Below are 12924 nucleotides of genomic sequence, written 5' to 3'. Positions count from 1 at the left end.
AATCGCTCGCAAAATTCACCCAAGGAGGAGAATGGATGTTTCATTTACCGCCTGAAACTTTTTGGTTGCTGCTGCCATGGCCGCTTATTTGGTTGAGCTTGGCTTTCTTTATGTATAACAAATTAAAAAAAGAAGATGAAGCAGAAGACAAGAGTGAATAATGATGAGTCGGGGGCGAAAAAATGAAACCGGATTTGATCGTTTTTATGATCTATTTGTTAGGATTACTGGGAGTTGGTTTGTATTTTTCCCGTAGAGCCACGCAATCAGTGGATGAATATCTTTTGGGCGGTAGAAAATTGGGACCTGCTGTAACAGCTTTAACAATGCAAAGCACTGCTATGAGCGGATATATGTTTATGGGCGGCCCCGCGCTGGCTTTTCAACAAGGCTGGTACGCCTTATGGTATGCGATAGGGGATGCCGGCGGTTCGATTATCAATCTCTCTGTTTTGGGAAAGCGCATGAGACGCATGTCCGAAATACTCGGTGCCCTTTCACCTGTAGAATATTTGGAGAAAAGGTACGAAAGCCCGGCGGTAAGAATAGTGGCGTCCATTATTTCCATCGTTTTTTTATTCGCATACGTATTTGCCCAATTTATCGCCTCAGGAAAAGCGTTGTCAACTTTAACGGGACTTTCCTATGAAATTGCTCTTATTCTTGGGGTAAGTGTTATTATTATTTATACTGTGACCGGCGGATATCTCGCTGTTGTCTGGACTGATTTTATCCAAGGAATTATTATGGTGCTTGGCGTTGTAGCGATATTTGTTGTGGCTCTCGCACATATTGGAGGGTTATCGGCCTTAAACGAAAAGTTGGCTGCCATAGATCCCACTTATCTCAGCATATGGGGGAAAGACTTGGCGTATTATGGACAATGGGGAGTTGTCTTGGGAGCCATACTCATCTATTCGATCGGATATATGGGATTGCCTCATGTCGTTGTGCGCCATATGTCGATGGAAAGTACAAAGACGGTGAAAGGCGCGATCATGTGGTCGGCTCTATGGAATCAAATGTTTATTTTTACCCCTTATATACTTGGGTTAATTGGAATCGTCATGCTGCCAAACCTTTCAGACCCTGAAATGGTGATCCCCACACTTGCGTATACGTACTTCCCAGGGATCTTTGCCGCTATTTTGCTTTCAGCTGTAATGGCTGCCATTATGTCCACTTCCGACTCTATCTTAATGCAAGCCGGGACGATCCTTTCCCGGGATATATATCAACGGTTTATTCATCGGGAGGCAAGCCAGCCGAGAATGATCCTTGTTTCGAGAATATGTATTTTATTAGCCGGAATAATCGGGGTGGTTGTTGCTATATATGAACCTCCCTCCGTCTTTACACTCGTTATATTTGCCTTTGGTGCTCTTGGAAACAGCTTCCTTGTTCCATACGTAGCTTCCGTATATTCTAAAAAAGCAAACCATATAGGTGCTTTATGTGCCATGATCGGCGGGGGAACAACTAACATCATTTGGACTTCCATGGGGTTAGAAGGAGCAACGGCTATTCACCCGTTTTTGGCTGGATTGGTCATCTCTATTTTAGGCATGGTGATCGGCAGTCAGTTTGGGAGAAAACCTTCGCAGCCCATGCAAGATGCTTTTGAAAAAGCGAAAGGAAATAGACAAATACCGCTTAATATTGAGAAAAACATTGCCCGTGATCTAAGCCCGGAAACAAAAAATGTTTCCGATTTTCTCGCAGAAAGAAATCTGATGAAGGAATAAGACGATGGAAAAAGAAATATACACACAAGAGATAGAGATTTCGAAAGAAGATACAATCCGGTCTTTTAAGAACTTGCAGCCTTCTCTCCATTTTTCTGTTGATGAGTTATTATATTACCCATACTTATTTTTTGAACACTCATTTGCCAGAAAAAATCCATTATCACCTTTGAAAGGAATAATCGGCAGTATAGTTGATGGCATATCAGGCGTTGCCGCACTGGCTGATAAAGCCCCAACATTTCAGATCAAGACCGTTTCTGCTGAACGCCTTCTTCCCAGCACCATTCAGAAACATCGAGCGGTCCAAATCGCCGAAGACTATATATTTCGTACCCTGTCCACTAAAATAAAGGTGCTGCTAACTCCAAAAGTCACATTGCAAAAGCAATTATTATTTTACCGCCCCTATTGGATTGTGGATGCGAAGCAGATCGGAAAAGACGATTTTAGATTAATGGTTGACGGGGTTAGCGGAAAGTATCATCCTTTATAAAGTGACTCTCTCATCCTAGATGCTTTTGTTTTTTTAATTTAAAAAGAATAAATGATCTTGCAGGCTTATAAAGCCGTTCCATGATCAAAAAAGAAGGAGGAGTGATGAATGGAGACAGATTCTCCAAACAAGCCCGATCCCCGCTTCAAAATTGCCCACCGTGAAGCGCTAATCGGAGTTGCGCTAGCCATTTTTAATTTTATTTGGTGGTACGGTTTTGCATATGGATTGGGCAGTAAGCCATTAAAAGAATACAAGTATGTTTTCGGCCTGCCTGCATGGTTTTTTTACAGTTGTGTACTGGGCTTTATTGTCATGGCCGTATTGGTGACCCTTGTAGTGAAATTTTGGTTTGTTGATGTGAGCCTGGATGTCGAGGAGGATGATCAAAAGTGAACTGGGCCATTATTGTTTCTCTCGCCTGCTTTGTGATCATCATATTTGCCATTGGAATATGGTCCAGCCGCTCTATCAGATCTTCAAACAATTTTTTGCAGGAGTATTTTCTTGGAGGCCGGGAATTAGGCGGCTTTGTCTTAGCCATGACGATGATTGCTACATATGGAAGCGCGAGCAGTTTTATCGGTGGTCCCGGTGTGGCCTATACCCAAGGGCTTGGTTGGGTGTTGCTGGCGATGACCCAAGTAGTTACTGGATATTTTGTCCTCATGATTTTGGGCAAAAAGTTTGCCATCATGGCCCGAAAATATAAAGCCATCACGATGGTGGATTATATGAAGGAAAGATATAAAAGTCCGTGGGTTGTTATCATTTCTGCTCTCAGCATTATCATCTTTTTGTTTTCCGCGATGGCTGCCCAATGGGTGGGCGGCGCAAGACTCATAGAGTCGATTACCGGAATGGGCTACTTCACCTCATTGGCCATTTTTGCCGCTTCGGTCATTATTTACGTTATCATCGGAGGTTTCCGGGCAGTGGCTTTAACCGACGCGGTTCAGGGCGTCATCATGTTGTTTGGGACGCTCATCCTTTTAATCGCAACCATTGCTGCCGGCGGCGGAATTTCCAATATTATAGCTGATTTAACGAGGGAAAATCCAAACTTGGTGACCCCATTTGGCGCTGAAGCTTCCCTTACACCCGCCTATGTATCGTCTTTTTGGATCTTGGTTGGCGTGGGAGTCGTTGCGCTCCCGCAAATAAGTGTCCGGGCAATGGCCTATAAAAGTACGCAATCCATGCATAGGGCCATCATCGTCGGAACGATCGTCGTTGGATTTATTATGCTGAATATGCATCTGATCGGTGTGTTTGCCAGACCCATTCTTCCCGGAATCGAGGTCGGGGACAAAGTGATGCCGCTGTTGGCAATGGAAGTGTTGCCTCCCTGGCTCGTCGGAATTGTACTGGCAGCCCCGCTGGCCGCAATCATGTCGACCGTTGACTCGCTCTTGATTCTTGTCAGCTCAACGATCGTAAAGGATATTTATTTAAACTATATAGAGCCGAAGGCAACGAAGGCCAAGGTAAAACAATTAAGCTTTGGTGTTACGGCGATTCTCGGGATCATTGTATTTTTAATGGCTTTGGATCCCCCCAACCTGTTAATTTGGTTGAACTTATTCGCATTTGGCGGATTGGAAGCAGCTTTCATTTGGCCGCTCATTCTTGGCTTATATTGGACGAAAGCGAATAAATATGGCGCTTTGACTTCCATGGTGATTGGCATTAGCTCTTATATTTTATTTGATACTTTTTATCCCCAACCCCTTGGAATGCACTCAGTGACCTTGCCTGTAGTCATGTCTTTGATTGGATTTGTCATTGTCAGTCTCCTGACAAACAAATATACCTCAAGTCAAACCGATGAACATTTACAAAGGGGTGTGGGCAAATGAAAAAAGCAGAAACGACCAACCGCATATTGAAAAGTGAAACGGAGGAAGTCATCTTATTAACACAAGCACTTGTGCGCATTCCAAGTGTTTATCGTCCCGGAGAAAAAGACGGGAATGAGGAAAGGGTTGCCCGCTTCGTTTACAATTATTTAAAAAAGAACGGAGTGGAAGTCCACATAGAAGAGGTAGAGCCGGGGAGACCAAATGTCATAGGAATCATTGATTCTGGAAAGCCTGGCAAAACGTTATTGTTCGAAGGTCATACCGATGTTGTAACGGAAGGTAAGAACAGTTCATGGACATACGACCCTTTTGGAGCGGAGATTGTCAATGGAAAAATGTATGGCAGAGGCACAAATGACACGAAAGGAAATCTGGCCTGCATGATGATCGCCGGACTTTCCCTACATGAAGAAAAAGAAAATTGGAGCGGCAAAATCATATTGTGCATTCCTTGTGATGAAGAAGGCATGATGATTGGCATTAAAGACTTTATTAAGAGAGGTTGGGCCAAAGACGTTGATGGGGCCATCATTTGTGAGCCTTTGGATAAGGAAGTATGCATCACCCAAAAAGGCGCCATGAGAGTGATTATTCGAACATATGGAAAAATGGCCCACGGGGCCATGCCTTTAAGCGGTATTAATCCAAATATCCGGATGGCACGGATCATCTGTGAGCTGCATGCGCTTGAGGAAAAAGAGAAACAGCATCTCGGAAAACATCCCATGTTGGGATATCCGAGCATCACCCCTACCATCTTGCAAGCTCCTGTTGCCGGGGAGGCACAAATCAATGTAATGCCCGATGAATGCATGACGACCTTAGATATCCGAACAATTCCTGGCCAAAACCATAAGGAACTGGAACATAAGATCCAAGCCATTTTTGACCATTTGGCAAAAGATGATCCAGATTTTAAAGCAACCTATGAAGTCATCGAAGATCGTCCTTGGACCGAAACACCCATCGATGATCCGCTTGTCAAAAGTGTATCCCAAGCTGTGACAGAAGTGCTAAAAAAACCCGCCACGTACAATGGAGTTCCGGGAGCAACGGATGGAACATTCTTACACTTGGAAGGCATCCCCATTGTGACCATTGGAGCGGGCGACCGCGAAATTCCCCATCAAATAGATGAATATGTCGAAGTGGAAGACCTTGTGATCATGACGGAAATTTATCGCAGGGCAGCTTTACTCTTTTTACAAGAAAGCTAGGATGGAATACGGCGAAAACAACGGGACTGGGGCAGAAGCAAATACAATAGCAAAAGGGCCGTGAAAAAACCCTGTAAAAATGAAATAAACCGCATGGAATCACGTTTAAAAGGGTGGTTCCCCCTAAAACCTTGATTTCACGCGGTTTTATTCTGACGATTTTTACGAATATGAATCAGCTTTCAACTTATGTCCCAGCCCCTATATGTGTTAAAAAATCCCGATCATCGCTATGTCAAAATAGTGATGAGACGCTTTTGTTCATTTGAATGTTGAATAAAACTTATAGTAATTGATTGCATCCAATCTCGGCCATTCCCAAAAGATATCACCACTCGAAACGATATACCGGTCAACAAATAATTCAAGATTCATGTTTAATGGTGCGGGGTCTAAATATTCAATATAAAGATAGTTTGGCGTATTTTTGTTATTTTTCACCATAAGATACTCTTCACTTACCATGCCAATCGGATAAAACATGTGATCCATAGAAAGATTTTGATGAGCTTGGATGACTTCATCTAACGAAAACAATATTAAGCCTCCGCCAATGTTCATATCACCAAGATACGCTTGAAGCAATTGTGCCCCGTTATGCTGTAATAAGAACGCTTCATAATCCTTTGGTATATCCCAGTCATTATTTTCCTGAACCTGCTTTAAAGCTTCTGGATCTGCTGGAGGATTAAAACTACAACCTACGGTTATGACTTTACCTTGGGAAAAAATAAGTTCTAATCTGTTGTTATTTTTTTTTTAGTTGTTGTTTCAAATTATCTAAGGTTTTTTTTATTAACATTTATAGACCCCCTCCTTGAACTTTAGTAAGCTCTCTACCAAGGAGTTCCTACCTGTTGATGTATATCTCTAGGTAACGGAAATAAATTATCAAAACTATGATCCCCTCCATATTGTATTGGAACTACATGGTGAATATCATATTTACTCCAATCCCATTTAGTATCTTTGTAAGTATCAATAAATCTTTTAATATATTGCCCTCTTTCTTCATATGTTAATGGGGCCACTCTCTTTTCTTTAGGCACTTCACGGTAATCTGCCCTATCAGGTCTAGGCATAGTCATTCCGTTAAAAGCAGTATGTCTAATTTCTGGATATGGTTGTGCTTTTTTATTAAGTAAGCGTTTATGGATAACCTGTTGTACTAAAGTATCTTCAACATATTATTGAAAAAACCTGCACAAATTTTAAAATATTATGTTTTTTATAAAAGATCGACAATACCTATATGAGCGCGTGGATTGAAATCTCCATGCAGCAGAGTTGTAAAAGGATTTCTTTTGGTCGCACTCTAAATAATTAAAGGTTCTATGTCAATTTTTTAACTTATGGGCATTATCAACGAATGAAACATTTACCTCCATTACCAAATATATCACGAATATCCACAAACAGAGTGACCTCTTCGTAAATCACATTGTTCCATAGGGTTCGACGGATATTATTCCAATAGTTGAGACTGCAGATGAACTTACCTGCTTGGGCAGTTGCCGAAGCTCATCAATAAATTTCCCCGCTGCCACGAGTGCATTGAATCGGTCCATTGGAGGGCGCGTCGGCATGCCCGGATTTTCCATAAAAAGTAATTTTATACCATGATGATCCAGGGAAACGGCATCCAAGACAATAAATCAGGCGGAAGAAAACAATTTATTTTCTTCCGCCTGTATGTTTATAATATTTTGCTCAAAAATGCTTTTGTTCGCTCGTGCTGTGGATTGCTGAACAATTCAGAGGGGTCATTTTCTTCGACAATATAGCCGTTATCCATAAAAATGACACGATCTCCGACTTCACGCGCGAAGCCCATTTCATGTGTGACAACAATCATGGTCATGCCGTCTTTTGCAAGCCGCTTCATGACTTCCAGGACTTCGCCGACCATTTCGGGGTCCAGAGCCGATGTTGGTTCGTCAAACAACATTATTTTTGGCTCCATGGCCAAAGCCCGGGCAATGGCGACTCGCTGTTTTTGTCCGCCAGAGAGTGAGTCAGGGTAGGCGGAAGCTTTATCGGACAGGCCTACTTTGGCCAGCAGATCGACTGCTTTTTGTTCGGCTTCCTGTTTTGCCAGTCCTTTTACATGAATGGGGGCCATTGTAATGTTTTCTAAAATGGTCTTGTGGGGAAACAAATTAAAGTGTTGGAAGACCATACCGACATTTTTGCGGACTTCATTAATGGCCGTTTTTTTATTTGTCAAGTCTTTTCCGTCAACTATCACTTGTCCTCCCGTTACAGATTCAAGCAGATTTAAACAACGAATAAATGTAGATTTCCCTGAACCAGACGGCCCGATGACAACGACCACTTCTTGAGGCTTTACTTCAAGAGAAATATCCTTGAGGACTTCATTGTCCCCAAAAGATTTTTTTAAGTTTTTTACAGAGATCATTCGGTCCTCATTCTCCTTTCAATATAGTTCATGAGCTGTGTTAAAGAAAGTGTGAGGATGAGGTAAATGATGGCGACTGTAATATATGGTTCCCATACGGTCATATGGGCACCTTGAGCCGCTCGTCCCCAATACATCAATTCAGGCGCAGCAATAATGGCCGCCAATGATGTTTCTTTTAATAACACAATAAATTCATTTCCAAGAGGAGGGATCATCCGCTTGATGGCCTGCGGTAAAATGACGAGCTTCATCGCTTGGTTATGACTCATGCCAAGAGAACGCGCCGCTTCCATTTGCCCCTTGTCAATCGACTGGATTCCAGCGCGAAAGATTTCCGCAATATACGCTGAAGAGTTCAGAGAAAGGGCAATAATAGCTGATACGATTGGGTTGGCTGGTGTCATAAAGAGTGGTACAACCCCGAAATGTATCAGAAATATTTGCACTAAGAAAGGAGTTCCCCGGAAAAAGTTAATATACCAAACGAAAGGAAAGCGAACGACAGCAGAGTTGGCCATTTTTCCCAATCCAATCATCAAGCCTAAAATGAGTCCGATCAAAGTCCCTGCTAATGTCAGACCCAAGGTTAATAAAGTACCCTTTAAAAAGAATGGAATATATTCAGTAATAATGTCAAAGCGAATATTCATGGTTTTCACCTTTCTTTGTTACGATTCGAATCGGCCGTTACATACTTAACTGAAAAAACGGCCATCCATCAGTTAATGGACAGCCGCATGTAATCATTCTTTCGCCGCTTTACGTAGAGCTTCTATATCCGGCTCTGCACCATCAAACCATTTTTTATAAATTTCGGCGTACTTGCCGTTATCCAATATCGTATCAAGTGCTTGATCAAACTCGGCTTTCAATTCGCTTCCTTTCTGGAAGGCAATCCCATAATGCTCAATGGCAAATGCTTTGTCATCAGTAATTGTTTGAATGTTGCTATCAGGATATTTCTTCTTATATGCTTCTGCAACGGCTTTGTCGGTTACGACGACATCCACATTGTCACTTTGCAATGCTTGGAACATAAGTGCCGCAGATTCGTATTTGGAAATATCCGGGGAGTTTTCTCCTACAACTTCTTCCGCGTTAAATTGTCCCGTCGTCCCATTTTGCACGCCAATTTTCTTGCCTTTTATATCTTCAGCGCTTTTAATATCAGCTCCTTCTTTAAAAGCAATCATACCGATGGATTCAAAGTACGGTTTCGAAAAATCATATGTTTTTTTACGTTCGTCTGTCATCGTGATTCCCGCCATGCCGATGTCAATCTGTCCGCCCTGCAATCCCGCGAGCATGGCATCCCATCCGGTATTTTCAATTTTCACTTCATACCCAGCTTCCTCGGCAACCGCATTTAGCAAGTCCACATCAAATCCGGTTACCTCACCTTTTTCCATAAACTCAAAAGGAATAAAGGTTGCTTCTGTACCAACATTCAACACTTTTTTATCTCCCGATTTTTGCCCATCCTTCGATTCTCCCGATTTGGTATCTCCGCCGCCTCCCCCACAGGCTGCCAAAAGCAGGGCAGATCCGGCCAAAACGGCCATAAAAGATTTTTTTATAGAATACATCACTATAGATCCTCCTCTTGATACTGTCGTATCTTGATGAAATTTCGTATGATCACATTATAAAATGATAGCTTGTAATCGTTTTATAATCAATACAATTATTTGTATTATTTAAAATTGCCCTATTTTTATTTCGCATATAGAAACGTCCATATTGGATTTTCTTTTTTTGTTCGTAAAGTTTTCATGTTTCAATATCGTAAAAAAGAGAAATATTTGTATATAAATGATAAAATAATAAAAAAGGAGGCGTTTCAAAATGGAATTATCTTATAAAAACATTCTCGTTGCAGTTGATGGATCAAAACAGGCAGAATGGGCATTTAAAAAAGCGGTACAAATTGCCAAACGAAACAATAACGCAAAGCTGAACCTTATCCATGTTGTGGATACCCGGTCATATGGTGCTATCGAAGCTTATGATGTAACGATGGCGGAAAAAGCAAGGGCCTATGCCGAAGAACTGCTCGAAGGCTATCGTAAAGAAGCCGAATCCGAAGGTCTTTCGAATGTACATACGATGATTGAACATGGGTCTCCTAAAGTCGTTATTTCAAAAGAAGTGGCAAGAGACTTGAATATTGATCTGATCGTCTGTGGCGCCACCGGCCTTAACGCGGTTGAACGCCTGTTGATCGGGAGCGTCTCTGAGAACATCACCCGTTCCGCAAAATGTGATGTCCTGGTCGTTAGAACGGAAGTTGAACAATCATAAGAAAAACGCAAGACGCGCAGCCTTAGTGGCAATGCCTAACAAATTGCGAAGAAACAGCATTTCAACCAACGAAATCTGGTAAAGAACAACGTTGAATACCGCATTGAAAACATTGCAGAAACGGCAATCAAGCAGAGCATATTACCATCTCAGCAAAGACGCCGAGGCGGTTGTTCCAGGAAAAGAGCGTTATCCCTTCCTTACGGGAAACGCTCTTTTATATGAGTTTCTTAGCTCGTTCCAATTGTATTTTTACTTGCTCAAATCCCGTACCGCCATAGGAATTTCTTCTTCTTACCGCTTCGATCGGTGACAGTACGTTATAAACATCATCGGAAATTTTATCGCAAGCGTCCTTGAACTCTTCCAAAGAAAGATCCAATAAATAACAGTTTTTATGAATGCAGTAGAGAACAAGCTTTCCAACGATTTCATGCGCTTCACGGAACGGAATGCCTTTGGCCGCCAAATAGTCGGCCAGTTCGGTCGCATTCGAGAAATCCTGATTGACAGCTTCTTTCATGACATCTGCCTTTACCGCCATCGTTTCAACCATTCCGGCAAAGATTTTCAATGAACCGACCATTGTATGGACTGTATCAAACATGCCTTCTTTGTCTTCTTGCATATCCTTGTTATATGTCAGTGGCAAGCCTTTTAAAATCGTCAGCATGGAAATAAGATTTCCGAACACTCTTCCGCTTTTTCCCCTGATCAGTTCTGCCATATCGGGATTTTTCTTCTGCGGCATGATGCTGCTTCCCGTTGCATACGTGTCATCAAGTTCAATAAAGCTGAACTCTTTGCTCGACCATAGAATCATTTCCTCGGCCAGCCTCGTTAAATGAGTAATGGCCAAGGCCGAATTGCTCAAAAATTCCACGATAAAGTCACGGTCGCTGACAGCATCCATACTGTTTTCATATACACTGGAAAAGCCGAGCATTTCCGCCGAATAGTGGCGGTCAATCGGAAAAGTCGTCCCTGCCAACGCACTGGCTCCCAACGGCGATATATCGATTCTTTTCAAGCTCTCTTCGAACCGTTGCTTATCTCGCTCCAACATCCAGAAATAGGCTAATAAATGATGACCGAAAGAGACAGGTTGCGCTCTTTGCAAATGCGTGTAACCCGGTAAAATGGTCTCCACGTTTTTTTCTGCCTGTGTTACTAGAGCCGCCTGCAATTCTTTTATATGCTCTATGATGACCTTGACTTGCTTTTTCAAGTACAAATGCATATCGGTTGCCACTTGATCGTTTCGGCTTCTTCCCGTATGAAGCTTGCCCCCGACCGGCCCGATTTCTTCAATGAGCATCTTTTCAATATTTAAATGGATATCCTCTTCTGAAACGGAATATTCCAATTCTCCTGCCTGCGCTTTTTTCTTCAGTTTCAATAGACCGGCTTGGATCTGTTCACATTCGTCTTGTGAAAGAATGCCTGTTTTACCGAGCATTTTCACGTGTGCGAGCGAACCGTCAATGTCTTCCAAAACTAATTGCTGATCAAAGGAGATGGAGGCCCCAAACTCCTCGATCCATTGCTCTGGCGTCTTGGAAAAGCGGCCTCCCCACAATTTTTTCATTGTTGGACTTTATCCTTTTTATGGATCGTGCTGTGCACTTCCGTCGGCAATCCCCAGAGCTTTATGAAACCGACAGAGGCAGATTGGTCAAATTCATCATCCGCTGTATACGTGGCAAGTTTTTCATTGTAAAGCGAGTTCGGTGATTTTCTGCCTTCAACGATCGCATGTCCTTTAAACAGTTTGACGCGTACCGTCCCATTGACATATTGCTGTGTTTCTTTCAAGAATGCTTGGAGTGCCGGTGTGAGCGGTGAGAACCAGAGACCATCATAAATAAGTTCTGTCAACTTCTTGCCGATCACAGGTTTGAAGTGGCCGATATCTTTTACAAGGGTCAAGTCTTCCAATTCCTTATGGGCGGTTAGTAGAGTAACGGCTCCGGGGCATTCGTACACTTCGCGGGACTTAATGCCGACAAGTCGATTTTCAACATGGTCGATTCTGCCGACACCATGCTTTCCGGCCAGCGTATTCAAGTGAAGGATCAATTCACTTAATGGGTATTTTTTTCCGTCAACCGCAACTGGTACGCCTTTTTCAAACTCAATTTCAATGACATCCGGTGTGTCCGGCGTATCTTCCAATGCTGCTGTCAATTCATACGCATTTTCTGGAGGTGCGGCCCACGGATCTTCCAAAATCCCGCATTCGTTGCTTCTTCCCCAAAGGTTTTGGTCAATGGAGAACGGGCTGTCCAAGTCAATTGGAATGGGGACACCTTTTTCTTTTGCATATTCAATTTCTTCTTCACGGGACCAGCTCCAATCACGGACAGGCGCCAATACTTCCAAGTTGGGGTTCAACGCTTTAATGGAAACTTCAAAACGGACCTGGTCGTTCCCTTTTCCTGTACATCCGTGAGCCACCGCATCCGCATTTTCTTTTTCAGCCACTTCCACAAGCTTTTTCGCGATTAGCGGTCTGGATAAAGCGGAAACGAGCGGATATTTGTTCTCGTACAAAGCATGCGCCTGAAGTGCGGGAAGCACATATTCATTGGCGAATTCTTCTTTTGCATCAATCATATAGCTTTTAACAGCGCCCATTGTCAAAGCTTTTTCTTTTACAAAATTCAAGTCTTTTCCCTCGCCGACATCGAGGCAACAGGCGACAACTTCATATCCTTGATCAATAAACCATTTTACTGCAACAGAGGTGTCCAACCCTCCGGAATAAGCGAGAACAACTTTCTTTTTCACACAAAAAACCTCCGTTTGGGGTGTATAGTTATACATGAAAATTTATAATTAATCATTTAATATAAGAGATAATAACATACATTTCGCTATT

14 protein-coding genes are annotated in these 12924 nt (G+C 42.6%); 7 read left to right on the top strand and 7 right to left on the bottom strand.

Annotated features, from left to right (window positions below):
• Positions 1-35: 35 nt before the first annotated feature.
• The 6 genes from NST31_RS17205 to NST31_RS17180 all read left to right on the top strand — a co-directional run bounded on the left by NST31_RS17205 (position 36) and on the right by NST31_RS17180 (position 5320).
• A complete protein-coding gene (locus NST31_RS17205; protein WP_268920976.1) occupies positions 36-161 on the top strand; it encodes a hypothetical protein in 126 nt (41 codons plus the stop codon).
• Between the two features lie 21 nt (positions 162-182).
• Positions 183-1745 (top strand): sodium/proline symporter, encoded by a 1563-nt coding sequence (locus NST31_RS17200; protein ID WP_339162193.1) that lies wholly within the window; start codon positions 183-185, stop codon positions 1743-1745.
• 4 nt (positions 1746-1749) lie between these two features.
• Complete coding sequence (locus NST31_RS17195; protein ID WP_339162192.1) at positions 1750-2241, top strand: hypothetical protein; 492 nt, start codon at positions 1750-1752, stop codon at positions 2239-2241.
• A gap of 108 nt (positions 2242-2349) precedes the next feature.
• On the top strand, positions 2350-2637 hold the full coding sequence (locus NST31_RS17190) for a YhdT family protein (protein WP_339162191.1): 288 nt from the start codon (positions 2350-2352) through the stop codon (positions 2635-2637).
• Positions 2634-4100 carry a sodium/pantothenate symporter gene (gene panF, locus NST31_RS17185; RefSeq protein ID WP_339162190.1) on the top strand — a complete coding sequence of 489 codons (1467 nt, stop codon included), beginning with the start codon at positions 2634-2636 and terminating at the stop codon, positions 4098-4100. Before NST31_RS17190 ends, panF begins: the two co-directional genes overlap by 4 nt.
• On the top strand, positions 4097-5320 hold the full coding sequence (locus NST31_RS17180; protein WP_339162189.1) for a M20 family metallopeptidase: 1224 nt from the start codon (positions 4097-4099) through the stop codon (positions 5318-5320). The genes panF and NST31_RS17180 overlap by 4 nt, the downstream gene beginning before the upstream one ends.
• A 261-nt stretch (positions 5321-5581) precedes the next feature.
• Here the strand turns inward: NST31_RS17180 and NST31_RS17175 are convergent, their stop codons facing one another.
• From NST31_RS17175 to NST31_RS17155, 5 genes are all read right to left on the bottom strand, one after another.
• Positions 5582-6031: an SMI1/KNR4 family protein gene (locus NST31_RS17175; protein ID WP_339165596.1), complete on the bottom strand. Its 450-nt coding sequence runs from the start codon at positions 6029-6031 to the stop codon at positions 5582-5584.
• Between the two features lie 125 nt (positions 6032-6156).
• Positions 6157-6369, bottom strand: a complete 213-nt coding sequence (locus NST31_RS17170) for an HNH endonuclease signature motif containing protein (protein WP_339162188.1) — start codon at positions 6367-6369, stop codon at positions 6157-6159.
• A gap of 647 nt (positions 6370-7016) precedes the next feature.
• On the bottom strand, positions 7017-7739 hold the full coding sequence (locus NST31_RS17165) for an amino acid ABC transporter ATP-binding protein (RefSeq protein ID WP_339162187.1): 723 nt from the start codon (positions 7737-7739) through the stop codon (positions 7017-7019).
• Positions 7736-8392, bottom strand: a complete 657-nt coding sequence (locus tag NST31_RS17160) for an amino acid ABC transporter permease (protein WP_077110838.1) — start codon at positions 8390-8392, stop codon at positions 7736-7738. The genes NST31_RS17165 and NST31_RS17160 overlap by 4 nt, the downstream gene beginning before the upstream one ends.
• Before the next feature lie 93 nt (positions 8393-8485).
• Entirely contained in the window at positions 8486-9328 is an 843-nt protein-coding gene (locus NST31_RS17155) for a basic amino acid ABC transporter substrate-binding protein (RefSeq protein ID WP_077110836.1), read from the bottom strand.
• Between the two features lie 259 nt (positions 9329-9587).
• Here NST31_RS17155 and NST31_RS17150 point away from each other — a divergent pair, with 259 nt between their 5' ends.
• On the top strand, positions 9588-10043 hold the full coding sequence (locus NST31_RS17150) for a universal stress protein (RefSeq protein ID WP_077110834.1): 456 nt from the start codon (positions 9588-9590) through the stop codon (positions 10041-10043).
• Positions 10044-10260: 217 nt separating this feature from the next.
• Here NST31_RS17150 and argH read toward each other — a convergent pair whose 3' ends face one another.
• A complete protein-coding gene (gene argH / locus NST31_RS17145) occupies positions 10261-11631 on the bottom strand; it encodes an argininosuccinate lyase (RefSeq protein WP_339162186.1) in 1371 nt (456 codons plus the stop codon).
• Complete coding sequence (locus NST31_RS17140; RefSeq protein WP_077110830.1) at positions 11628-12869, bottom strand: argininosuccinate synthase; 1242 nt, start codon at positions 12867-12869, stop codon at positions 11628-11630. Before NST31_RS17140 ends, argH begins: the two co-directional genes overlap by 4 nt.
• Between the last annotated feature and the right edge of the window lie 55 nt (positions 12870-12924).

Source organism: Siminovitchia sp. FSL W7-1587 (assembly GCF_037963795.1).
In the GTDB taxonomy this organism is placed as follows: domain Bacteria; phylum Bacillota; class Bacilli; order Bacillales; family Bacillaceae_C; genus Siminovitchia; species Siminovitchia thermophila.
Note: the sequence above shows the minus strand (reverse complement) of the source record. Positions and strands in the feature narration are given on the sequence as shown.